The 24,574-nt window shown below is 45.8% G+C and carries 22 protein-coding genes; 11 read left to right on the top strand and 11 right to left on the bottom strand.

Features of this window, described 5'->3' with window-relative positions; translation table 11 throughout:
• Nucleotides 1–102 precede the first annotated feature (102 nt).
• The 4 genes from OJ16_RS17670 to OJ16_RS17655 all read right to left on the bottom strand — a co-directional run bounded on the left by OJ16_RS17670 (nucleotide 103) and on the right by OJ16_RS17655 (nucleotide 4,023).
• Nucleotides 103–1,146, bottom strand: a complete 1,044-nt coding sequence (locus OJ16_RS17670) for a GMP reductase (protein ID WP_040992575.1) — start codon at nucleotides 1,144–1,146, stop codon at nucleotides 103–105.
• A gap of 676 nt (nucleotides 1,147–1,822) precedes the next feature.
• A complete protein-coding gene (locus OJ16_RS17665; RefSeq protein WP_040992574.1) occupies nucleotides 1,823–2,263 on the bottom strand; it encodes a PAS domain-containing protein in 441 nt (146 codons plus the stop codon).
• On the bottom strand, nucleotides 2,263–3,273 hold the full coding sequence (locus tag OJ16_RS17660; RefSeq protein ID WP_040992573.1) for a response regulator: 1,011 nt from the start codon (nucleotides 3,271–3,273) through the stop codon (nucleotides 2,263–2,265). Before OJ16_RS17660 ends, OJ16_RS17665 begins: the two co-directional genes overlap by 1 nt.
• Nucleotides 3,274–3,561: 288 nt before the next feature.
• A complete protein-coding gene (locus OJ16_RS17655) occupies nucleotides 3,562–4,023 on the bottom strand; it encodes a TetR/AcrR family transcriptional regulator (RefSeq protein ID WP_040992572.1) in 462 nt (153 codons plus the stop codon).
• Between the two features lie 484 nt (nucleotides 4,024–4,507).
• On the opposite strand from OJ16_RS17655, the gene OJ16_RS17650 reads away from it, so the two are divergent.
• Together OJ16_RS17650 and OJ16_RS17645 are read left to right on the top strand one after the other, a co-directional pair.
• Nucleotides 4,508–4,804, top strand: coding sequence for a DUF406 family protein (locus tag OJ16_RS17650; RefSeq protein ID WP_040992571.1), 297 nt, complete (start codon nucleotides 4,508–4,510; stop codon nucleotides 4,802–4,804).
• Nucleotides 4,805–4,916: 112 nt separating this feature from the next.
• Nucleotides 4,917–5,525, top strand: coding sequence for a hypothetical protein (locus tag OJ16_RS17645; RefSeq protein WP_040992570.1), 609 nt, complete (start codon nucleotides 4,917–4,919; stop codon nucleotides 5,523–5,525).
• 72 nt (nucleotides 5,526–5,597) lie between these two features.
• Here OJ16_RS17645 and OJ16_RS17640 read toward each other — a convergent pair whose 3' ends face one another.
• Nucleotides 5,598–6,698, bottom strand: coding sequence for a 1-acyl-sn-glycerol-3-phosphate acyltransferase (locus OJ16_RS17640; RefSeq protein WP_040992569.1), 1,101 nt, complete (start codon nucleotides 6,696–6,698; stop codon nucleotides 5,598–5,600).
• A 190-nt stretch (nucleotides 6,699–6,888) separates the two neighbouring features.
• Between OJ16_RS17640 and OJ16_RS17635 the strand changes: the two genes are divergently transcribed.
• Nucleotides 6,889–7,491, top strand: a complete 603-nt coding sequence (locus tag OJ16_RS17635) for a hypothetical protein (RefSeq protein WP_040992568.1) — start codon at nucleotides 6,889–6,891, stop codon at nucleotides 7,489–7,491.
• A 10-nt stretch (nucleotides 7,492–7,501) separates the two neighbouring features.
• Here OJ16_RS17635 and OJ16_RS17630 read toward each other — a convergent pair whose 3' ends face one another.
• A complete protein-coding gene (locus OJ16_RS17630) occupies nucleotides 7,502–8,875 on the bottom strand; it encodes an alpha-amylase family protein (RefSeq protein ID WP_040992567.1) in 1,374 nt (457 codons plus the stop codon).
• Nucleotides 8,876–9,192: 317 nt separating this feature from the next.
• Here OJ16_RS17630 and OJ16_RS17625 point away from each other — a divergent pair, with 317 nt between their 5' ends.
• Nucleotides 9,193–10,119, top strand: coding sequence for a M14 family metallopeptidase (locus OJ16_RS17625; protein ID WP_040992566.1), 927 nt, complete (start codon nucleotides 9,193–9,195; stop codon nucleotides 10,117–10,119).
• Between the two features lie 209 nt (nucleotides 10,120–10,328).
• On the opposite strand, the gene OJ16_RS17620 is transcribed toward OJ16_RS17625, so the two are convergent.
• Nucleotides 10,329–11,135: an SDR family NAD(P)-dependent oxidoreductase gene (locus OJ16_RS17620; protein ID WP_040992564.1), complete on the bottom strand. Its 807-nt coding sequence runs from the start codon at nucleotides 11,133–11,135 to the stop codon at nucleotides 10,329–10,331.
• Between the two features lie 316 nt (nucleotides 11,136–11,451).
• Here OJ16_RS17620 and OJ16_RS17615 point away from each other — a divergent pair, with 316 nt between their 5' ends.
• Nucleotides 11,452–12,822 (top strand): DASH family cryptochrome, encoded by a 1,371-nt coding sequence (locus OJ16_RS17615; RefSeq protein WP_040992563.1) that lies wholly within the window; start codon nucleotides 11,452–11,454, stop codon nucleotides 12,820–12,822.
• On the top strand, nucleotides 12,822–14,429 hold the full coding sequence (locus tag OJ16_RS17610; protein WP_040992562.1) for a cryptochrome/photolyase family protein: 1,608 nt from the start codon (nucleotides 12,822–12,824) through the stop codon (nucleotides 14,427–14,429). Before OJ16_RS17615 ends, OJ16_RS17610 begins: the two co-directional genes overlap by 1 nt.
• Before the next feature lie 77 nt (nucleotides 14,430–14,506).
• On the opposite strand, the gene OJ16_RS19850 is transcribed toward OJ16_RS17610, so the two are convergent.
• Nucleotides 14,507–14,662: a DUF2256 domain-containing protein gene (locus OJ16_RS19850; RefSeq protein WP_082030272.1), complete on the bottom strand. Its 156-nt coding sequence runs from the start codon at nucleotides 14,660–14,662 to the stop codon at nucleotides 14,507–14,509.
• A 403-nt stretch (nucleotides 14,663–15,065) separates the two neighbouring features.
• Here OJ16_RS19850 and OJ16_RS17605 point away from each other — a divergent pair, with 403 nt between their 5' ends.
• On the top strand, nucleotides 15,066–16,328 hold the full coding sequence (locus OJ16_RS17605; protein WP_040992561.1) for an HD-GYP domain-containing protein: 1,263 nt from the start codon (nucleotides 15,066–15,068) through the stop codon (nucleotides 16,326–16,328).
• A gap of 6 nt (nucleotides 16,329–16,334) precedes the next feature.
• Here OJ16_RS17605 and OJ16_RS17600 read toward each other — a convergent pair whose 3' ends face one another.
• On the bottom strand, nucleotides 16,335–17,126 hold the full coding sequence (locus OJ16_RS17600) for an AraC family transcriptional regulator (protein ID WP_040992560.1): 792 nt from the start codon (nucleotides 17,124–17,126) through the stop codon (nucleotides 16,335–16,337).
• 98 nt (nucleotides 17,127–17,224) lie between these two features.
• Here OJ16_RS17600 and OJ16_RS17595 point away from each other — a divergent pair, with 98 nt between their 5' ends.
• Nucleotides 17,225–18,130, top strand: coding sequence for a DMT family transporter (locus OJ16_RS17595; RefSeq protein ID WP_040992559.1), 906 nt, complete (start codon nucleotides 17,225–17,227; stop codon nucleotides 18,128–18,130).
• A gap of 49 nt (nucleotides 18,131–18,179) precedes the next feature.
• On the opposite strand, the gene OJ16_RS17590 is transcribed toward OJ16_RS17595, so the two are convergent.
• The gene (locus OJ16_RS17590; protein WP_040992557.1) at nucleotides 18,180–19,319 is read right to left on the bottom strand and encodes a YcbX family protein; all 1,140 of its coding nucleotides are present in this window, start codon (nucleotides 19,317–19,319) and stop codon (nucleotides 18,180–18,182) included.
• 293 nt (nucleotides 19,320–19,612) lie between these two features.
• On the opposite strand from OJ16_RS17590, the gene pyrC reads away from it, so the two are divergent.
• Nucleotides 19,613–20,641: a dihydroorotase gene (pyrC, locus tag OJ16_RS17585; RefSeq protein ID WP_040992556.1), complete on the top strand. Its 1,029-nt coding sequence runs from the start codon at nucleotides 19,613–19,615 to the stop codon at nucleotides 20,639–20,641.
• Between the two features lie 131 nt (nucleotides 20,642–20,772).
• Here pyrC and azu read toward each other — a convergent pair whose 3' ends face one another.
• A complete protein-coding gene (azu, locus tag OJ16_RS17580; protein WP_040992555.1) occupies nucleotides 20,773–21,225 on the bottom strand; it encodes an azurin in 453 nt (150 codons plus the stop codon).
• A gap of 682 nt (nucleotides 21,226–21,907) precedes the next feature.
• On the opposite strand from azu, the gene codB reads away from it, so the two are divergent.
• Together codB and OJ16_RS17570 are read left to right on the top strand one after the other, a co-directional pair.
• A complete protein-coding gene (gene codB / locus OJ16_RS17575) occupies nucleotides 21,908–23,146 on the top strand; it encodes a cytosine permease (RefSeq protein WP_040992554.1) in 1,239 nt (412 codons plus the stop codon).
• A gap of 9 nt (nucleotides 23,147–23,155) precedes the next feature.
• A complete protein-coding gene (locus tag OJ16_RS17570; RefSeq protein WP_040992553.1) occupies nucleotides 23,156–24,433 on the top strand; it encodes a cytosine deaminase in 1,278 nt (425 codons plus the stop codon).
• Nucleotides 24,434–24,574: the final 141 nt, after the last annotated feature.

Raw genomic sequence — 24,574 nt, 5'->3', positions numbered from 1 at the left:
AGAAAAAGGCAATATCAAGTTATGGGTGCAATATATATCAACTTATGGTCGTAAATATCACTTTATGGGTGTTTCAACAGAATTTTCCGAAACGTTCTAGTTTCACTCTTTACCGTATACGTTGTTTTCTTGCTCTTGTACGCGGATAAACGTCGTGCGTTTTGTTAGCTCTTTAAGCTTTGCTGCGCCTACATAGGTACACGTTGAACGTACGCCGCCAAGGATGTCTGAAATCGTTTCATGAACGCTGCCACGGAATGGCAATAGTACGGTTTTACCTTCAGCTGCACGGTATTTTGCAACGCCGCCAGAGTGCTTCGCCATTGCTGACTGTGAAGACATGCCGTAGAACTTCATGAACTTCTTGCCATCTTGTTCAATCACCTCACCGCCTGACTCTTCATGACCTGCTAGCATGCCGCCAAGCATCACGAAATCTGCGCCGCCACCAAAGGCTTTTGACACGTCACCCGCACAAGAACAACCGCCATCACCGATGATCATGCCGCCAAGACCGTGTGCAGCGTCGCCACACTCGATGATTGCAGAAAGTTGAGGGTAACCTACGCCTGTTTTAACGCGGGTCGTACACACTGAACCTGGGCCAATACCTACTTTCACGATATCTGCACCGGCTAAGATAAGCTCTTCACACATATCGCCAGTTACAACGTTACCAGCCGAGATCACTTTCTCAGGGAATGCAGCGCGCACTTTCTGCACGTATTCCACTAGGTGCTCTGAATAGCCGTTGGCAATATCAACACAGATAAAGATAAGCTCATCAGAAAGCGCCATGATGTCTTTGGTCTTTTGAAAATCCGCTTCTGAAGTGCCCGTAGAAACCATCACGTTATTCAGTTGCGATTTATCAGCACCTTCAACAAACTCTGCCCAATCAGCAACGGTGTAGTGTTTGTGAACCGCCGTCATTACACCATGCTCAGCGAGCGCTTTGGCCATCGCGAAACTTGCCACAGAGTCCATGTTTGCTGCAATGATAGGCACACCAGACCATTGACGACCACTGTGCTTGAATGTAAACTCGCGGGTTAAATTAACTTGAGAACGACTTTTTAGGGTAGAACGTTTCGGGCGAAACAGGACATCTTTGAAGCCTAACTTAAGTTCTTGTTCGATACGCATTGTGTAATTCCTTGATTCATATAGCTATGTGTCACTGCAGAGTGCGTTGGTAATTTCGTTTGCAGACGAAATTACTGTTTGTCGGACACAAAAAAACCGGAGCGTTTGCAGACGCTCCGGTTTTCAGCATTATAGGTCGGGATTTCTTTCTCGCAAGTCTGATAATTCGATTTTTTTTATGCTACAGTTGGGTTCTCTTGCATACCTAGTAAACTCACTCCCTTCAGTAAAACCTCAAATACTCTTTGTTTTCATCACTTTAAAGAAAAAACGTACATTTCGACAGCGCAATGGTTTGCGTAACGAAATCCATCGTGCCAATTTCACTACATCCATAGACACGTTTCAGATCACATTTAATGATAAAAGTGCCGACATTTGCCCTCTCTGTCATTGCTCTGCCTACCCTTTTTTCGCAACTATTTTCGCATAACGACGCTTCAATCTTCATTAAAAAGGCATAACATGAGGCGAATCTTGCTCTCCTCACCTTTATTTTTGATTTGTTCCCTATTCGCGCTTTTCGCACGCGTTGAGTAATTTGAACAATGACGTAGAGTTTTGCGTATCTTTTACCGTATTGGTTGCCGTATTTGATGCCGTCGCATGGGGACAAAAAAGGCCAGCTAATACCAAGCTAGCCTTCTGTTTTGATCTTGTCTCTTACGAGGAGTGGCTATTTTTGATTCAAAACAACCAGTGCCTCTGCTGTTGCATCTTGGACCGACAAAAACAGCGAGCGAATCTCTCCCGTTGTGGTGCGCATAGGATTCAGCGTGATATTTTGATACATAAAATCGGCTTGTTGCGTGATCGGCCGAACATTACGACATTTAAATAGGTAAGGACGCTGCTGCCAAGTGATAAAACTGCGGCAACCAAGGTCATACACCGGCTTCGTCTTTAACTTAAACCATTCTTGTGGAATTTCAGGAAAAAGGTCAAAGATAGGCTTACCAATGGCGTCATGTGATTGAATGCCACTGTGATGTGTCATAAAGCCATTCCAAAGCTGCACATGATAATTTCGGTCAATCACCACTAGACCTAAATCTACGTTTTGCACCATATCCACCATCCAGTGGAACTGCTCAAACTCTGCAGGAAGATTTCCCATTAAAAATCCTCCATAAGATACGATAGCTTGTTATCCAGTAGCGGTAATGACTCATCAACAAACATAAAGAGAAGATCGCATCGGATTGAAGTACCATCGACACTGTAGCTTACTTCAAAGGTCATGGTTTTATGAAAAGAACCTGTGGTCGATTCAATAACAGAATCGATCGAGACATGCTGCCCTAGTAGCACGGGGGCACTTTGGAAAAAACGCACTTCAGCTTGCGAACCCAATCCATTCAAGAAAGAGCCCACCAGAATATTGGCAACATCCATTAATAGCTCGACCTCTTCAAGCTCATCACTATCGTCTGGAATGTTCATCAGTCGCTTTAAATCCGCAACACTGGAATCACTGAGCAGCACCAGCGCTTCACCAGCAATTCCCTCGCCACTGAACCCTTGGCATACACCAGAAACTTGGTCGTTGCTCGCTAAATCTCTTAGCGCCATATGAAGCTCGCTGACTTCAAAAATATTGACGTTGGGCAGAGGTAAATGCACAAACACATCAAAATGACGCGCTAATGCATCTGCAGCGCGCCCTATTGCAACGTTGGCGACTTCCATATAAATGTCACGTCGACGCAAAGTGGGAATCTGCACGGGCGCATACGCCACCGAAGACGTCGCTGGTTGGCCGGCAGGATCAACGAGATCTCTGAGGACACTTTTAAGAATGGCTTGATCAATCGGCTTTTGAATAAATGCCTTTGCGCCGAGCGCCATAACGCGTTCTTTGGCTTTAGGCTGAATATCACCAGAAACCACCACGACGTGAATATTGATCCCTCGCTGTTTAATGATCTCTAGCGTACCAAAGCCATCCAATTCGGGCATCGTCAGGTCAAGAAATAATATTTTAAACGCGTGGTTTTCTAACTGCTCAAGCGCATCGAAACCATGAACGGCAAAGTGTATATTGGCATTGATTGGCGCAGGTAAAGAACGAGCAATTTGCTTGCGCGCAAGCGCCGAATCGTCGCAGATCAAGACAGGATAAGACATCGGTACCTAGTGCCATGAGTGGGATTTATCGTCACGATTGTAACAGATAGTTATAGGGCCAGATACGGTTTAAACGTAGATAATTCAACCTGCTATAAGCACTATGCGATGAGGTTTGAAAGTGCCGAACCACACCGTTGCGCCTTCACGTCAGGCGGGTATATCCGCTCTCTTCAACAAATTACGCCAACATTCTCCTCGAGGATTCGATGTATGACCTAGGCTTGTGGCATAAAAAAACCAGTGGCTGAACCACTGGTTTTCAAAATCAACATGATGTTACATCGATTAATGTGCCATACGAATAAGTGATTTACCCAGCAACCACTCTAATTCTTTTGCACTGCCGTCACCAAACTTCACTTCAACTGCTTTATATAAACGGTCAATGCCATTCGCCGCAAATTCATGCGCGGTTTCAGACGTCACAATATGATGGAACAGCAGACGAAGTATGGCTAAAAATTCACTGTTATCGAGCGCTTTTACCCAGCTATCGGAAAAGTCACTTAAACTCGCATCAAAATTAAGATGCTCTACAAACATTCTGAAAATACGGCCATCTAACGCGGCTGAAAAATCCGTTTTCTTCGGAAAGTGGTGGCTGATACCCGTACGAGAAACCCCGGTTTGTTGGCTCAACGTGGTGTATGACATTTTGTCGTAACCCAAACGAAGAAGTTGGTCAACGACGGCGTCCATTATTTTCTGGATGGTAATTTCAGTATCTTCTTTACTACGCTTTGGCATGTCTAAGCTCTTCTTGTAAATCCATTTGACTCAAAGTGAGTCAATAAAAATAGAGACTCGTGATATCTATTACTTAACAATAATAACAATATGTTGATGTATGTCTTTGCATCGCATCTTACCATGCTGCTTTGTCTCAATTTTGCTAAATAACAAAAGCTCACGCTTTTTCTCAAAAATAATGCATCAAAAGAATATGAATACGAGTCATTTATTATGTCTTTATGAATGCAGGGATGATGTTACAAATCTAGACCACTTACAACTAAACGCACACCATTCTGACTAAATAATAACAGTAATATTTGAGCCTATATGAAGCACATCACACAAGAAAATGCAGGAAATCGTTAAAAATGGCAGGGATCATCGTAAAAGTCGATCCTGCACAACGAAACAACCCCACGCGACACCGTTGCATTTAGATGGATTATGTTCAAATATACCGATAAAATATCCATGATTTTTTTAAGAGGATTGTACGATGAGTAATGAACTAGAAGCTCAAGTATGTGAAGCGTGTGGTTGTGCTGGTGAAATGGGTTTTTTCATCAAAGAAGGCGACGACATAGCGGAAGTGACCATTTTTTCTCAAGATCACTCGCTATTAGAAGTTGAACTAGCAAAATACGTTGAACTAGCAAAACAAGTGAACGCGGCTGTTGAATATGAAGCAACAGAAGTGAACGCAGACTCTACCGAACTAACGGCTCGTTTTAAGTTCGAAGTAAGTGCTGAAAAACTGATTTTCGAATTAAAGACTCGCTCTCTAACTCGCTAATACCAAAGCGGGCGTTGCCCGCTTTATCTTGATCCCATCTCGGCCCTTCAATCGTTGACCTTATCGTCTCGGTTCGCAATACTGTTCCCCCTTCATTGATAGCCAGTCCGTTATGATTCGACCTCTACTCATCGCGTTTTCATTAGGCGCAACGCTGCTTTCTCCTGTCGCTTCCGCCCAAAAACTGGATGCTTTTCGTACACTCAATCACTTAGACAATTATGGCAATTTGGATTTACGCCATAAGCCTTATACTGAGTTACACGATGGATTTAGCATTGATGGTAATCTCAACATGGCGCACACTCATATCAAACGCCTGCCGAAAGACACCTCGATACAAGGTAACCTTGAAGCGGCAAATAGTGCGTTGGTTACGATAGGAAAAGGGACGTATATACGGGGTTACGCCAATTTTCTTGGCGGAAAAATTAAGCGCTGGCCCTCAGGAATAAAAGTCGGCGGCTACCTTAACTTTACCGATACACCACTGGAAAAACTGCCCAATCGCTTGCGAGTGAATGGCGATCTGAGCGTGATGCGCACCCCCTTAAGCATGCTTCCAGAAGGGTTGATTGTGAATGGTGACCTCTTCTTAGGCGGCTCTAACATCACTCAACTCCCTGAGACGATGACCATAAAGGGCAATCTGTTCCTAGGGGGAAACAAAATCACTAAATGGCCAAGTAAGCTCACACTTGGCGGCGCTGTCGCGTTGTAGATTCTCGCCGCTTCACGATCAAAAAAGGGCAGCAACGCTACCCTTCTAAATAAATATTCGACTTGTTCTTCGTTATGCTTGGTTTCGCACCGGATTGGCATAACTGTCCACTAAGAATGAGTGTGCACCTTCTGGCAATTGATTCAGTTTTTCAGCCAATTGCGCTTTCACAGCTTCATCCACCGTTTCATCTCCAGCAGCCAACTTGTTCATTGGGAACAGTTTATAGTTAGCGTGAATTTGACGATCAATCTCAGAGGCTAATGCATCAGGTGTGGCGTACTCACGGTCTATGACGTCACCAAACGCAACATGCACGCGGCCCTTATTCCCAACGATACCTTGGATGATACTTTCGATATCTTCAAATTCGCCTTTTTCATAGCGACCATTCACCAGTTTCTCATAGAGCTCTCTGGCTTTTGCCACATCGCACGGGTCATTTTCATAAGCAATGGAAACCGGCACAATATTCAATGATTGAATATAGGGGCCAAATTCAATTTTGTCTTTTCGGCCAGCAACGTGGAACATTTTTAAGATTGCAGGTTCCGTGACATCATTGCCGTCTTTTGCTCGCCCTTCTCTTTGCGCAATCCAGATAGAATTGCCTGTATCTAACGAGTGTTTAATGTAAGAAGAAAGCGTTCCGAGGGCTTTCATCATCTCTCGTGGGCCTTTCGCTGAACGCTTCACAATAAAACTTTTGTTTAGGCGCATCAGTTCGGTCGCACAAGGCTTTTTCAGTAAATTATCGCCAATCGCGATTCGCACCGTTTTGTGGTTACTTTGATACAAACCAAAATTGACCAATGCCGGATCCATGGCGATATCACGGTGGTTGGACACAAAGAGATAAGCCGTATTGTGATCCAATTTCTCTAAACCACTGTAGGTCACGCCTTGCGTCGTGCTATTCAGGGTTTGCTGCAAATACTTTTTCACTTCCAGTTGAATCGCTTCAATAGAGTTGAGTTTTGCCCACTTGAATTTCAAATACACTTTAACCATCGGCGCCATTAGGGTTTTAAACCAAGCGGCATGGTTTGAGAATCGATGTTGCAAGATCGCAGAGATAAACTCTTCATCTTGAATTAAGCGGTCAATTGCCGCTGGAATCTCGTCATTGTTATAAGGACGAATTTCAATATAAGGATCAGTATTCTCAGTCATTTCAGTCTAAATTAGTCACAAATCGCGGGCCATTCTACGCATAGAATGGATTCTTAGCAGCATTAGAACACACATATTCAGTAAGGTCAGACCAGAACGACAAATTTGTAGGGGTGACAACCGATGCTGATCATGGCTTTTTAACTGAAGAAACGGTAATCTTAGCGCCCCATATTTATCGAGCCATTCCATGCACTACTCTATTTCTCATCAGACGACGAATATTGAATTTCTATCCATCACACCTCGAAAGAAGCTGCTGAAGCACACATTGCTGACCGTCGAATGTGGATTGGTATTAGTCCGGTTGGGAAAGCATGAATATGCCGTAAAAGAAGGCCAAGCGATATGGCTACCTTTTGATTGCCTTGCGTCTGTTTGTTGCTTGCCACAAACTCGTGTTCAGCATACGGAGGTTTCTTGCCGCGTCGCACAACCGCTGCCGAAACAAGCGGGTTATATTGAACTGAATGAGCTGTCACAAGCCATCATCAACCGTTTAGCGCAAATGCCAGATGAACGTTTAGCGAAAGTTGAGTTACTTAATCTTCTATTAAAAGAACTGACTGACTGCTCACCAACGCTTACTCTCGATAGTTTCAGTCAACAAGTCTCACAATGGCACCCCGATCAAGCCGGTGACTTGCCTCAAGATGTGCAAGTCACATTGCGTGTCCGTGAAGCGCGAAAACGCCTACTTTCAGGCCAAGCACAAGTCAAAGTTATCAATGACTTGTTTTCAGGAAATGTCGATGCTTTCCGTGCTCTTTACCATACGATTGCTGGCGAATAATACTTCGCCGCTATTCGCAAGACTCTAAAACGAGCATCGCGCCACTGCAAGGTGGCACGGCAACAACCAGTGTGTCGTTTCTCACTTCACATTGGCTGTTCATGAGTAAATCACTCCAGACACCGCTAATCGGCAACTCAAAGCGCTGCTGCTTATCAGACTTATTGAGTAATACGATCCCTTCTTCTCCGCGTTGAAACGCCAATGTTTCAGCACATGAGCTCAGCGTTATCATGGGTAAACCATGCATTTGATTGTGGAACTGAATCATCATCTTCATTGACTGGCTTTGCCATGTGTCATGCCAACGATGTTGTGATTGAGCATCACTTTGTGGGTCATCACTGCGCGCGGGATTAAGATCGCTGTATATCAAAGGGACTCCGCCATCGCGGCCCAATAAGTACACATACCCCAGCATCTCTAACGCTTCCTCTAAAACTAACCCTTGAAACACGGCATTATTCGGGATGTCATGAGTCGTCACAAAGGTGATCGCTCGGTTTTCGGCTAAGGCTTGTCCGATACTGTACGGGTCAACCAAGCTGGTTAAACTGCCGGTCGCTTGCAGGGCATCGAAAAGCGTTTGAAATAATGGAAAATCATAAGCGCCAAGCATTGTGTTGGCTAAGTAGGGTTCAAGGAACGTTTCATACTCCTGCTTGCTTGCGCCACCATCGGTGATGATTTCACCAAAGACGTGAACACCTTGGCATATATCCTCGCTCCACACCTCAGCGAGATGGTCTAACGTCATGTGCTTAGCGGCATCAATCCTAAAGCCTTTAAATCCAAGCTCTTTCAGTGCCACTAAGTAAGCGCGTTGTTGGGCGATCACATGTGCATTCGCCGCCAAGGTTGGTAGGCCAGGGTCTTGTTCACTCCCAACCAAACGGCCATGTTGCACTTGCCATTTATCCCGCCAGTCAGAAATACCAAATGCCGCCACAAAATCGTCATGGGTAAATAAAGGCGTGTTCAAATCCCCAAATAAGGCCTGATTTTGATAATACGACGGATGTTGTTGATAGTGCGTCAATACCTCTTCACTTGGGTATTGAAGATCATCTCGAATATCAGATTCATTGGCCATATGGTTAAAGACAACGTCTGCATATGGGTGGATGCCTTTTTCTTCCAACGCCACTAACATCGATTTCAATGATGAAAGGTCACCCAACTGATTACTCACGACACGATAATCTTGCGGCTGGTAACGCTGCCACCATGGTGTCCCTTCTTCAAGACATAATGATTTCATTGCAGGTGAAATCAGTACCGATTTATACCCTAAATCTGAGATTTGCTGTGCGTACTCTTCCACCAGCGAATACGGCCAATCAAAGGCATGTAAAATAACATCCGTATGATTAACATGACTCATATTGCGCGATCTCCATTCATTGACTCGACATCCTTCTGCGGCGTACACCACGTGTCGTATTTTATGACTCATTATATGCCACACACCATCAAATACGTCACCCTCTAACGCATTTCCTTTGGCGTAGTCAATCGGCGTAGGCAGCCAAGGCGGCTGAAAACACTCCAAAAGATCAACGAACAACCGTTAAAGACAATCTTCGGAGACCTCTTTGCGCACAACAAATGTTCGCTTTTCGTTTTTATTCAGAATTCCATTTGCACGCTATCTTTCACCTCGCTATGCTCATTCTGTTCCCATCAAATAAGAAGCGAATGATGACAGTAAACGACACTTATCCAATCGGCACTCCAGGCCAAAAATGGGGTGATGCTGAACGCCAAGCATGGCGTGAGCAAACCACAATCAAACGCCTATACAGCGAAGAAGTATTACCTAAAATTGAAGCACTGAAAGAGCGCTTTGATGTTGAACAATATGGCGCATTATCTTATGACGCCGACCGCTTCCCGCTTTACTGCATAAAAAGCAAAAACTGGTCACAAGACAAACCAAGCGTATTAATTACGGGTGGTGTGCATGGTTACGAAACAAGCGGAGTTCAAGGCGCGCTAGAATTTGCTGCGCAAAAAGCGGAACAATACAGCGCAACCTTTAATATCGCGATCGCGCCATGCGTGAGCCCTTGGGGTTATGAAACGATCAACCGTTGGAACGCCCTAGCGACGGATCCAAACCGCTCGTTCTATCAAGACACGCCAGCCGAAGAATCGGCAGCGTTGCGTCAATTAGTGGCGAGTCTTGGTGATTTCTTGGTGCACTTTGATTTACACGAAACGACCGATACTGACGAATCAGAATTTAGACCTGCATTGGCCGCTCGCGATGGCGTAGAGTACGACGCTGACACCATTCCTGATGGTTTCTACACCGTCGGTGACACGCTAAACCCTCAACCAGAATTTCAAGCGGCGATCATTGCCTCAGTAGCGAAAGTGACGCACATTGCACCGGCAGATGAGAACGGTGAGATCATTGGTTCTGAGGTAGTGCAAGAAGGCGTAATCCTTTACCCAATGAAACAGCTTGGCCTATGTGGCGGTGTAACGGAATGCCTATTCCACACCACGACGGAAGTGTATCCAGACAGCCCGAAAGTGACTGACGCTGAATGTAATCAAGCGCAAGTTGCCGCCATTACCGGTGGTTTAGACTTTGTCATCACTCATCATTTGAACGCGTAATCGCGCTATCAGATTGAGATTATCAAACAGAAACAAGTCTGTTTGAACGAAAAAAGAGAGCCGCGATCTCCGCCGGCTCTCTTTTTTATTCAACACGAATTCAATATCAATTGTTCGATATAAATTGTTCGATATCGAACTAGAGCTATCTAAGGTGATGCTCTCTACCCACATAACAAATCAAGCAAGCAGAGAGTCACGGCTCGTTGTTACGCCAGTGACACAATCAAGCGATCAATGTGCGCGATGACCTGCGCCACTTTGCCTTCATTTAATGCGTCTGGGTGTGGCTGAGCAAAACGCTCAATATCATTATCAAAATACAAGCCGTGCGCTTGGCTAAACTCATCCGCCAACGCCGCTCGTACTAAGATATCAGCGCCAAGTGACAAATCACCGCCATCCACGCCGTAAGCATCTTTAACCATCTTGCTGCCCAAGAATGATTTCGGGTTAACAGACACCACGGTCGGGCCGTTTTTTGCCTGTTGTAGACCTAAAAAACGTGACCACATTGTGAGCGCCAATTTACTCTGTGCGTAAGCATCAGAATCACCGAGCGCACGTTGACCGTCTAACGCATCAAGGTTGACACTGGCTTGCGCTGCAGAAGAAAGGTTCACCACTCGTCCTTCTGGCTTTAGCATTGGCAGTAAGGCTTTTGTCAGCATGTAGGGTGCAATGGTGTTCACCAAAAAACGAACGTCTAGGCCACCCGCCCCCTTCGTTACCGGTAACGTATAGACACCCGCATTGTTAATCAGCACATCAAGCGATTCAAAACGCTCACCCACTTCGTGAGCCATGTTACGCACCGCCGTGAGATCGGAAAGGTCGGCCACAATCGAGTCCACACGAACCGTCTCGTTTAGTGCTTGTAGCTGCTGCGTAACGTCTTGCACTTTCGCTGGCGTTCTGCCGTGCACAATCACGTGATGATTCAGGCCAACGAGTACTTTTGCTGTTTCGAAACCGATGCCATCTGTTGCGCCAGTAATTAAAATCGTTTTGTTCATGAAAGGCTCCAATAAATTATGCTTTACCCAAACAACTTGAAGATGCAGCAAAGCTTCGCAATTACCCTCTCATTGTATGACGGCGGGTAAGAAAGTCCGTGGTGATGACGTTAATTTAGCGTGCATCTCAGGCAACAACAATACCGATAATGGTGATAATACTTTATAGTTTTTGTTGATAATCACCACGACCAAAGAATGACTTTATAGATTTTAGATACAATAAGCGCAGAGGAAGAGAGACTCTCGCTGATCGTTCGACGCCGTTTTCCGTAACAATAACCACCTAAAAAGACGATGAATTAGGAAGCATAACGTGACGAAAAAAATAGGGTTATATTGGTTTACGCAAGATTTACGTATTGATGACAACCCGCTTTTACAGCGCGCATCGCAAGAAGTTGACATGCTCATTTGCCTTTATTGCATGCCCGATATGACCCGATTTCTCACTCACTACACGCAAGAAAATCAATTTGGTGCAGCAAAATTACGCTTTCTCTCTCAATCCTTATACGACCTCAGCGAATCACTCAACGCCTTAGGCCAACGATTGGTTGTCACGACAGAGCCGCCTCTGAAGACCTTGGCAAACATCATTGAACAATACCCAGTCACTCATCTTTACGGTGATTATTTCGCTGGGAGCGATGAACGCCATATTTGGCAGCAGCTCGAAGTGGCCTTCCCTTCTTTGGTGATGACGCAAGACAATGTGCACAGTTTATATCGCAAGGCCGATTTGCCATTTTCACTCGCTTCGCTGCCAGCAACATTTACCCAGTTTCGCAAACAAATGGAAGCGCAGCCCCAGTTACCCGTCAACATCGCCCCCCCACTATCCGGTCTACCCAAGCCCTTCGATGTGCACATTGAAAATACCATTCAGGCTGACGATCTCGCTCAATACCAAGAGGTGAGCGATTCTCCACCAGCGCTATTTGACGGCGGAGAACAAGCCGGGCTCGCGCATGCTCGACGTTACTTCGCTTCCTCTTTACCCCAAGAGTACAAGCAAACCAGAAACGACTTAGATGGCATGGATTATTCAACCAAGCTGTCACCGTGGTTAGCGCTGGGATGCTTATCGCCCCGTACCGTCCTTGCCAGATTAGCGGAGCACGAGCGTCAATATGGCGCGAATGATTCCACCTACTGGATCTCTTTTGAGCTGCTCTGGCGGGAGTATTTTTATTGGTCTGCACTAAAAAATAAAACCTCACTGTTTCAGTTCGCGGGTAACAAGTCCTCCGCGCCCCTCACCAGTTTTTATGCTCAACGCTTTCTGCAATGGAAACGAGGCGAAACGCCTTTTCCCATCGTCAATGCCTGCATGCATCAACTGAAGCAAACCGGTTACATGTCCAACCGTGGTCGACAAATTGTGGCCAGTTGTTTGATCCATGAACTGCAACTTGATTGGCGCTATGGCGCGGCCTATTTTGAAACGCAACTCGTGGATTATGACGTGGCATCAAATTGGGGAAACTGGCAATACCTTGCGGGGGTTGGGGCCGATCCACGTGGCTCACGCCGTTTCGATCTCGACAAACAAACCCAGCAATATGATGCTAATTTTGTCTTCATTGACCGCTGGCAAGGGCACTGTACCGCGGCTCAGTTAAACAGTGTCGATATGGTCGATTGGCCCATCTGTCATCCAATGAGCAACGAGGAATCATTGTAATGCACTACACTCGTGTACGACTTATTTTGGGCGATCAGCTCAACGCTCAGCACAGCTGGTTTTCTCGTGTGGATGACACAACCTTATATGTGATCGCCGAACTGCATCAAGAAGCGACTTACACTCCCCACCATATCCAAAAAGTATGCGCTTTTTTTCTCGCCATGAAGGCATTTGCCCATGAACGGCAAGAAGAAGGCCATCATGTCTTGTATTTGACCTTAGACGATACTCAGCATTTTACGGATCTTCCCGCTTTGATTGCACACTATGTTACGGAAGTGAATGCCCGCATTTTTGAGTATCAACGACCGGATGAGTATCGGTTATTAGCACAGCTGGCCAATTTGACATTACCGCCGGTACAACAGAGTGAGACATGCGACGATGCACAAGCTTGCCAAACCGACCAAACGCGCACTCAAGTGGTAACGAACTGCGTTGATAGCGAACACTTCATGCTGCCATTTGCCGAAATTGAACAACAGTTCCCCGCGAAAAAACACATTATGATGGAGCATTTTTATCGCCGGATGCGTAAGCGGTTCAACATCCTAATTCAAGAGGGAAAGCCCGAAGGGGGTCAATGGAATTTCGACGCGAACAATCGCATTAAGCTCAAACCAAAAGACATTGAGCAACTTCCGCAGCCTTTGTTATTTGGATCTGAAACCCACGAGGTTATCCAGCGGCTTGAACAGCACAATATCAAGACCATTGGCACGATCGGCGAGCAGCTCATTTGGCCAATTAATCGTTCACAAAGTCTGGGCTTACTCGCCCATTTCTGCCAAGTTTGCTTGCCGCTCTTTGGTCGCTTCCAAGATGCCATGACAGAAAACCATGACGCCAAATGGAGTTTGTATCACTGCCGACTTTCCTTTTCGCTCAATAGTAAACTGCTCACTCCCGCCGAAGTCATTGAGGCCGCGCTGGCCGCCTATCGTCAACGCAGTGATATCGACATCGCTCAAGTGGAAGGGTTTGTACGCCAAGTGCTCGGGTGGCGAGAGTATATTCGAGCCGTTTATTGGGCCAATATGCCTAACTACCAGACGTTAAATGCGCTTGAAGCTCATAACACTTTGCCCCATTACTTCTGGGATGGTGAAACCAAGATGTCGTGCTTACATCACGCCATTTCTCAATCGCTCGATTATTCTTACGCGCATCACATTCAGCGCTTGATGGTGACGGGGAATTTTTGCTTGATCACTGAGATCGACCCCGACCAAGTCGATGAATGGTATTTGAGTGTGTACGTCGATGCGATTGAATGGGTCGAAATGCCCAACACTCGCGGCATGGCGTTGTTTGCCGATGGCGGTATCGTCGGCACCAAACCTTATGCGGCAAGTGGCGCTTACATCAACAAGATGAGTGACTATTGCAAAGGATGCCACTACGACGTTAAACAACGGAGCGGCGAAGGGGCATGCCCATTAAACAGCCTCTACTGGCGCTTCATGCACAAACATCGCGAGCGCCTTGCTAACAACCCACGCATTGGCATGATTTATCGCTCTTGGGATCGTACCGATCCACAAGTCCAAGACGCGATTCTAGACACCGCCGAACACTACATCAACAACCTCGAGACTCTTTAAAAAAGACACTTTAAAAGAGACCTTGTAAAAGAGGCACAGTAAAAGAGGCACAGTAAAAGAAGCATGGCGAAGTCGCGTTAACTTGCATCACTTGCTGGCTTCTTTGCTCGACGGCATCGCTGAGAACAATAGAGAACGTTCGCCCAATTGCGTTGCCATTTTTTACGCCAAGAAAAAGGCCGCTGACACACAGGGCAAATCTTGGTCGCAAGATCCGATTTAAATCCTTTCATATAGCTTTCTACGTCACACCCGTCATATCGGTGCAATGATGGGGACTCTTTATCTTTAAGAGTGCAGATTAGTGCCGTTCTACGCCAAGTAATACCGCTGTCATGTCATTCTAAAGTGCCATCACCACGGCCTCTTTGACCAAACATGACCAAACATGATTAAGGAAAGCGCAATAGAACCTACCAATATCAACTTTCCGGTGAGATAAGATAGAAATATGTCTGACTCAAGAGTACAGTCTGGCTCGAATCGGTCATTCTCGAGCACTTTTTATCGAGAATACAAACCCTTAATACCGAAAACGAATTCACCCAGCACGAATTCAAGATCCGCGCTTATCGCGGCTCGGAAAATTTCATCGGTTGATAGGGTAATGTTTTTAATTCTTGATATGAAACGAGCATGAAAGTAAGACTTGATATAAACCAACTGCATATCGGCCACTATGTTTATCTCCCACTGAAGTGGGGCCAACACCCTTTTTTACTCAATTCATTCAAAATAAAGAATGATGAACAATTAAGCATTATCAAGCAACTCGGCATTAAAACGATCACGATCAATGCTCTCAAAAGTGACGTGAGTGACGAACCGATTGAGCCTCTAAATCAAAACACTACCGATGAAGTGATCGCGAGTATCCCGAGCGAACCCATTACAGAAGAAGCCATCCACGACATGTGGCTGAAGAAGCAAGAGAGTTGTAAGCAATTTGCCGCGATTGAAGATCGTATTCTTCGTTCTAAAGAGGCATTTTCTAATACCCTTAACGATGTCCAAGGTCTCTTTGAACTCGACAAACTGAGCGAAAAACCAAGCGTGAGTAAATCGCTGTCCATCGTCAACTTTCTCTATAAAAACATCAGTAGCGAAAGCGGGAGTGCGATCCATTTGATGAACGATTCCGTCGGCTACAGTCGACTGCATTACCACTCATTAAATGTGTCTCTATTGTCGGTGTTGATATGTCAGGCCAAAGGCTTTAACGCTAAGCAGTGTCAATTAGTGGCCTTCTCGGCTTTGTATCACGACATCGGCAAGGTTCAACTGCCTGTGAGTTTGCTATCAAAACCAGAACCACTGGAAGACTATGATAGAAAACGGCTTTATTCTCATTTAGACAAAAGCCTGAAAATTAGCGCACAAATCCCCCAGTTTCCCGCCGCGGCATTAACGTTGATTGGGCAGCACCATGAACGTAACGACGGCTCTGGCTACCCAAAAGGCTTGAGCCAAGATGAGATTCACCCACTCGCACGCATACTCATTTTAGCCAATGCCTACGATAATCTTTGTAACCGATTAGATAACCCATGCAGCCCACACAATGCGCTAACTTACTTATACAATAAGTGCCGTAATCAGCATGATGTTAAAGACATCATGGCGTTGATTAGCGTGGTGGGCGTTTATCCTCCAGGCACGATTGTTGAGCTCTCTGATCACCAAATCGGAGTGGTGATTTCCACCAATAAAGAAACTCGACTGAGTCCATACATATTGGTTTACGATCAGAACGTGCCTCGAGGCCAAGCGGCAATCATTAATATTGCCGAGTTTGGCTTAAGCATTAGCAAAGTATTGGACAGTAAAGATCTCACGCTGGATCAGTATCATTACCTCAATCCATCGTCACAATCGACCTACTTTATCGACGTCGAGTAAACCGACTTAATAGATCAGTTTGCTTTTGTATTGCTCCGGAGTTTGACCCGCGTACTTACGAAACATGGCAATGTATGGACTGGCTTGGTTATAACCGAGAGTAAAGGCAACCTCTTTCACCGACTGACCCTTTTGCAATAGCTCCATTGAATAGAGGTAACGAACGCGCAAGCGCCATTCCGTGAAACTCATTCCTAATTCCGATTGGCAATGCCTCGCTAATGTGCGTTCAGTCGTATGCACCCGCTCTGCCCATTCCGATAAACTGGTGTTATCGGTCGGATCTTCTTCGACTGCCGCAAGGATTGGCGCTATGTATTTGTTGTCGCTAGAAGGAAGAAAGTGATGCTGCGTGTCACGTGTAGCAAGTTGATCCAGCAATACTTGAACTAAGCGTTTATCCGCCTCAGTTTGAGCGACATTAATTCGTCGAGAGCGAAAATCATCCACAATCGAGGAAGCGATTGAGGTGACACGAATCAAGCTGGTTTTATCTGGAAAGTTTTCGGTTAAATGCAAAGCCACATTCAATGAGCAATAAGACAAAGGCTTACGGTTAAAACTGGTGTGCATAATGCCGGGTGGTACCCAGATTGCTAGGTGAGGTGGGGCTAAAAAACGAGTTTCCTCAACTTCCATTTCAAGAATGCCACCACTGATCAATTGAACTTGACCCCATGGATGGCTGTGAACACGCGTCTCGGTGTTCGACAAAAACGCCTCAAAATTCATAAATACATCTGATGGCGCTTTATCGATCGATAACGACGGGTGCAGATGTTTGGCTGGTTTTCTCAAACTTGTCTTCCTAGAGCGCACAATGTCGTTTTATAGATACTTGCAATTATACAGACCTGACAAACTACCCGCCAGCCTAACTATGCGATAAACCTCACATGATCTACTTACTACCGCTACTCACTGTTTTCATCTGGGGTACGAATGCTGTTGCCAGTAAAATGGCCGCATCTCTCATTGAGCCAAGCGCAATGAGTTTCTATCGTTGGTTGTTTGCCATCGCCATTTTAACGCCATTTTGCTTACCTAAGGTCATCAAACTTTGGTCTGATATCCGTCCGAATCTTGCCAAACTCACGGTGCTCGGGTTACTTGGCATGGTCATTAACCAATCGTGTGGTTATTTTGCGGCTGTCACGACGACAGCATCAAATATGTCTCTAATCAGTGCGTTAGTCCCATTGATTGCCATTTTTATTAGCGTACCAATACTGGGGAAACCGATTTCTCGCAATAGTATTATGGGCGGCGTAATCGCATTAGTGGGATTGGCCTACATGCTAGGCAAAGGGGACATGCTGTTTTTCTTATCGCAAAGCGTAACCACGGGTGATGCGTTAATGGTGGTGGCTTCTTTTGCGTATGCTTTATACTGTGTATTGCTCAAGCGTTGGAAGATGAACCTGCCCAATACCGTCTCGATCTACGTGCAAGGTTTCGCCTCAATGATTATGCTGGCCCCTATTTGGCTCACGAGCGATCAGCTACTTCCTCCTTCTGAAGCCATGCCCATTGTCCTCTATGCATCGATTGCAGCATCGATTGCAGCGCCATGGATGTGGATCAAATCGATTGATGTCATTGGCGCAGACAACAGCGCAATGTTTATGAATCTGTTGCCTGTGGTCGCCGTGACGCTCGCAGCCACAACACTGGGTGAAACCGTGCATATTTACCACTTAATCGGCGGTATCATGGTGATCAGTGGGGTCATTTTGGCGCAAATAAAACGCCGCAAAAAAGACGATATCGAGCCTACGATTCTAAATAACGATCCAGTATAACGACTTGTGCTAATCACATAATTAGCACAAGTCTTAAGATGAATTTAAACTAATAGTTCACTTCAATATCTGATGAAGGTACGGCGCAACACGCCAGTGCTTCCCCACCCTCAACATCAATATGATCCAACGCTGGGACTTGAGCATGAGTGACATTTCCAGCGACCACTTTCACTCGACAGGCTCCACATAAACCCGCTCGGCAACTGTTCGGTATATTGATGCCCGCGGCTTCCGCCTGTTCTAGCATCGTTCGTTGGTTGTCACCCACAAACTCGCGATTATTCACTTTTATTGTGACCGTTTGTTCGACGCTTTGCTCAACCTGCGCCGCCGAAAAGGTTTCTTTATCGCGTTGGGAAGTGCGATCAACGTAGTATTCTTTCTCTTTATACTCCAGCACTTCAATGGCATCACCCGCACGAATCATCCCTTCATTCTTCGCCACTAAGTTTTGCCCAAAGAACACGCCGCCCGATTCATTCGCTCGAAATTCACTCAAGGTTTTTAGGGGTTCTTTGCTCGCCTTAAACACGCCCTTTTCTGTATCCACGGTGGTCAATATGCATCGCTCGCATGGCTTTACGATCTCAAATTCAACCTCTCCAATACGAATCCGCTTCCAACTGTCTTCCACAAAAGGCTCAAGATTCGAGGCGATCAAGTTCGCTCGGAATTGATCCATTGTATGCATCTCGCGACTGCGTTCATTAAGATCCGCCAATGATCCTTCACTAATGATCAGCAACGGATAGCCGTCGGCAAAGCTGACATTGTGGCCTAACTTTTCACGAATACGATGCGATTGCTCACCCGTAAAAACCAACTCAACACGGCATCCCACGACCTCACTAAACCAGTCATCCGCCTCATCTGATGTGGTGTAAGCACTAAAGGTATCCCCCCACACTGTCACTGGTGTCGATTGCATCTTAAATGTGCTGTATCGAATACGCAGTGAAGGACGGTTTGGCGCAGTAAACAGCAAACCATCGGGGCACAATACCGACTTCACTTGCACCATATGCGGGTATTTTCGAGCGGTGACCATCGCACCATCGGCTTTTGCCAACATGAAACGTCGATCGAACATCAGCCCTTGCTTTTCGACCCAAGCGGTAGACATTGAAACGCCGGCAACAGACTTAACCGGATAAACATGAATTGTTGAAAGTGTTGAAGCTGACATAACTCTTCCTTAGTGACACATTCCTTGGGTATATGTGCTTACGAATATAGCCGACATTGTTCGTACTCACTGACGATCGAGCGCGAAGTCAGTCAAACGACGACGGCATCTTATTGTGCTTTGGATAACGCAAACGTTTAGCTTTTTATTATGCCACGAGTACTGCTGATAAAAAAAGAAGGTGAAATCGTCATCGCTTTCCTCTATCATCCTGTCGCCTAAGCATTCGCGTTTATTCATATAAACAAATGCTTAGGCTCCAATCAGACAACTATTCCATGGTGGGAGCTAACATGACAACGATTACAATTACTCGTCCGGACGACTGGCACGTACATCTTCGCGATGGCGAAGTACTTAAAGACACTGTGCGCGATATCAGCCGTTACAATGGCCGCGCGCTCATCATGCCAAACACCATCCCACCGATTACTGATACCGAAATGGCCATTGCCTATCGTGAACGTATCATGGCGGAAAAACCAAGTGCTCAGTTTGCTCCTTTAATGGCACTTTACCTTACAGACAACACCACCCCAGACGAAATTCGCAAAGCCAAAGCTTCAGGCCTTGTTGTGGCAGCGAAGCTTTATCCTGCAGGCGCAACCACGAACTCAGATTCTGGTGTAACCTCAGCAAAAAACATCTATCCAGTGCTGGAAGCAATGGAAGAAGTGGGTATGTTGCTGTTGATTCATGGCGAAGTGACTGCGCACGAAATCGACATATTTGACCGTGAAAAACAATTTCTAGACACGGTTCTTGCGCCTATTGTTAATGACTTCCCTAACCTAAAAATCGTTTTAGAACATATCACGACCGCAGAAGCCGCTCACTTTGTTAATGCGGCAAACGATAATGTTGCCGCAACGATTACGGCGCATCACTTGATGTATAACCGTAACCATATGCTTGTGGGTGGTATTAAACCGCACTTTTACTGTTTGCCGATTCTAAAGCGCAATACCCACCAGCAAGCCTTAGTGGCCGCCGCCACAAGTGGCAGCAAAAAATTCTTCTTGGGTACCGATTCAGCGCCTCACGCAAAAGATAAAAAAGAAGCCGCTTGTGGTTGTGCCGGTTCTTACACAGCACATGCCGCTCTAGAGCTTTACGCTGAAGTCTTTGAACAAGAAGGCAAACTTGAGATGCTTGAAGGGTTCGCAAGTCATAATGGTCCTGACTTTTACGGTCTACCACGTAACACGGATACCGTCACACTCACCAAACAAGCATGGGCGGTGCCTGCGAACATGCCATTTGGCAACGATATCGTTGTTCCAATCAAAGCGGGTGAAGACGTCACTTGGTCAGTCAAGTAACCAACAAATAAGACAGCGATTATCAACAAGTGATCAATCGTGAATCATGTTCAACAAAAATGCCCCGAGAATCGGGGCATTTTTTATAACGATGCTTTATAAATAACGACGCCTTAACAAATTTGTGCGTGTTATTGGAACTCAAACTTGCCTTTCATGATCGCCCAGTGGCCTGGAAACGAACAGAAAAAGGTATAATCGCCACCTGATTTCAGCTCCGCGGTGTCGAATGTCAATGTGGTTGAATCACCACCACCGATCACTTTCGAAAAGGCATAAACACGATCATCTCCGGGTTTGATATAGCTATTATCAATCCCAGCACTCATACCTTCCGTGCCAATCGCTTGAACGTTTGCCGTATCAGCAATCACAATATTATGGCCCATTGATGCCGCAGGTAGGCTGCCGGTATGCTTGAGTGTGATCGAGACTTCTTCACAGGTTGCTGGAACGCTGATCAAATCGGTCGAAAATTTCATCATATCATTTGCTTCAATCGTCACTTCACAGCTTGCGCTTGCTTGAGCTGAAAAAGCCGCTGCGAGTAACGTAGACATTGAAAGCCAGTAACGAAGTTTCATTCTTTATCTCCTTATTTGAATGCTGAATGCATTATACGGTAATCACGCAATTTTTCCCTGCACAAACCTCTCAATTAACACGTCGATATCAATTTTTTCACAACTATCATCCATGAAAATTCCAGTTTTGGGACTCGTTTCTTCTACTCTCTTTCACACTCAGTCGATCACTAACTCGTGGTATACAATCATCAACCAAAGAACAACTTAAAATTAAATGACCTAAACCTGCTCAAAAACACATCACCAACACTCGCTTTTAAGTGCTTCAACCATAAACACATCTAAAGCCGACAAAAAATACACAAAATAAACGCCAATATGGATATCCCACGTTTTTCCTTCTACTTTCCCTATTAGAGAACGTTTGCCTGGTAAGCAGCAGGTCACATATCAGCGAAGAAAATAACGTAATCACCCACAGAGCCCATCGATGAGCTAAAACAAAAAAAACGCCCTCTTAAAAGGCGTAAATACTCAAGCAAAACGTTTTCCTGATAATAAATAAACTAAAACAATAAATTTAAATTATTGATAAGTAAAACATTAACCACAGAAAGGTGCTAATTATCAATTTAGATGACAATTTTATCATTGACACTTTATTTTCAATCATCATAATACGCGCCGTTTAACCAAAACATGGCATTTAAATTTTTTTGTCCAACTTGTAGAGGTAAAAATGGCCGCAGATAACAATTATAGTCTTGGACCTGTTCCAGTTTCAGCCCGTAAAGGCGTAGCGTCGTTAACCATGGTGATGCTCGGGCTCACTTTTTTCTCCGCAAGCATGTGGACGGGTGGTTCTCTCGGTATTGGGCTTTCCTTCAATGATTTCTTGCTTGCTGTTCTAATTGGTAACCTCATCCTCGGCATCTACACTTCTTTTCTTGGCTATATCGGCGCTTCTACTGGCCTCTCTACTCATCTTCTTGCTCGATTCTCTTTTGGCTCTAAAGGCTCATGGCTTCCTTCTGCACTTCTTGGTGGCACTCAAGTTGGTTGGTTTGGTGTTGGTGTGGCGATGTTCGCTATTCCCGTGCACAAAGCGACCGGCATTGATACCAATGTGCTGATCATCGCATCCGGCCTGCTTATGACAGCAACGGTTTATTTTGGTATTGCAGCGCTGATGATTTTGTCTGCGATTGCGGTTCCAGCGATTGCTTTACTTGGTGGTTACTCAGTGATTGAAGCCGTCAACAGCATCGGTGGCATCGAGCAACTGCAAAAAGTACAGCCAGCTGAGCCACTTGATTTCTCTGTCGCACTCGCAATGGTGGTTGGTTCATTTGTCAGCGCAGGGACATTAACAGCGGATTTTGTTCGCTTTGGTAAAAAACCAATGAGTGCTGTCATGGTCACGATGATTGCTTTCTTTGTCGGTAACTCACTGATGTTTGCTTTTGGCGCGGCGGGAGCGGCGGTGACGGGTCAATCAGACATCTCAGAAGTCATGATTGCACAAGGTTTGTTGATTCCTGCCATTATCGTTCTAGGCCTCAACATTTGGACGACAAACGACAATGCCCTGTACGCTTCGGGTTTAGGTTTCTCAAACATCACTGGCCTACCAAGCAAATATATCTCTATGCTCAACGGCGTAATCGGTACACTTTGCGCATTATGGTTGTACAATAACTTCGTGGGTTGGTTGACCTTCTTATCACTGGCTATTCCACCTATCGGTGGTGTAATCATCGCGGATTTCTTAGCCAACCGTAAACGCTACCTCAATTTCGACCAAGCTCAGTTCCAAACGATTAACTGGGCCGGTATCGCAGCCGTTGCGATTGGCGTCGCCGCTGGACACTTCTTACCAGGCGTGGTGCCATTAAATGCCGTTCTTGGCGGCGCAATCAGCTACTTAGTTTTAAATCCTATTGTTAATAAAAAGACTCTGGCCGAGCAGCCAGCGTAAGGAACCATCATGACAACGCTACTGATCAAGAACGCAACACTGCAAGGACAAGAAGGTCTCAAGCAGATTCTGATTATGGATGGTCAATTCGCGCGTATTGAAGACAATGCCGCCGAACTTAATTTTACGGGCGACGTACTGGATGCCGAGGGCGGCCTAGCGGTTGCTCCTTTCTGTGAGCCGCATATTCACCTAGACACCACGCAAACTGCGGGCGAGCCTAGCTGGAACATTTCTGGCACCTTGTTTGAAGGCATCGAGCGTTGGGCTGAACGCAAAGAACTGCTTTCAATCGAAGATGTAAAATCGCGCGCTAAGCAAACACTCAAATGGCAGATTGCTAACGGTGTACAGCACGTACGTACCCACGTTGATGTTTCAGACCCAACCTTGATTGCGCTAAAAGCGATGATCGAAGTGCGTGAAGAGATGAAAGAATGGGTCGATATCCAAATCGTTGCGTTCCCACAAGAAGGCATTCTTTCTTACCCGAACGGCAAAGAACTTCTCGAAGAAGCGGTGCAATTAGGTGCGGACGTCATCGGTGCTATTCCGCACTTCGAGTTCACCCGTGAATACGGGGTAGAATCTCTGCATTACGTGTTTGAACTGGCACAAAAATACGACCGCCTGATCGATGTGCATTGTGATGAAATCGATGACGAACAGTCACGCTTTATTGAAACCTTGGCAGCGCTCGCGCACAAGTTCAACATGGGTCACAAAGTCACGGCAAGCCATACGACAGCGATGGGCTCTTACAATGGCGCATACGCATCTCGTTTATTCCGTTTACTGCGTATGTCAGGCATCAATTTTGTCGCGAACCCATTGGTGAACATTCACCTACAAGGCCGTTTTGATGATTACCCGAAACGTCGTGGCGTGACACGAGTGAAAGAAATGCTGGCTGCCAACATCAACGTGTGCTTTGGCCATGATGATGTCTTCGATCCTTGGTATCCACTGGGTACGGCGAACATGATGCAAGTGCTGCATATGGGGCTGCATGTGTGTCAGGTGATGGGTTACGATCAGATCAATAACGGCTTAGAGCTCATCAGCACGAACTCAGCACGCACATTGAATATTCATGACCAACATGGCATCGAATTAGGGAAACCGGGTAGCCTGCTTATCCTTCCAGCTGAAAATGGTTTTGATGCTGTACGTCGCCAAGTACCAGTACGCTACTCTGTGCGCCACGGTAAGGTGATTGCAGAAACGCAACCAGCAACAACGCAAATCCACCTAGCTGAAACTGAAGCGGTCACTTTTAAGCGCTAATCACGCTATTTTGTCCGTATAAAAGAAAACCCCGCTAGGCAAGCCTAACGGGGTCTATTCTTACTCGCAGCAATCCGGCTACTAATAAGTGCTCCCTGCATCATATCCTTGATCGTACGCTGTATCCTTCAGCACTTCCTT

Origin of the sequence: Vibrio renipiscarius, from assembly GCF_000827885.1 — a bacterium.
Lineage (GTDB): Bacteria > Pseudomonadota > Gammaproteobacteria > Enterobacterales > Vibrionaceae > Vibrio > Vibrio renipiscarius.
This window is presented reverse-complemented; position numbering and strand designations above follow the sequence as displayed.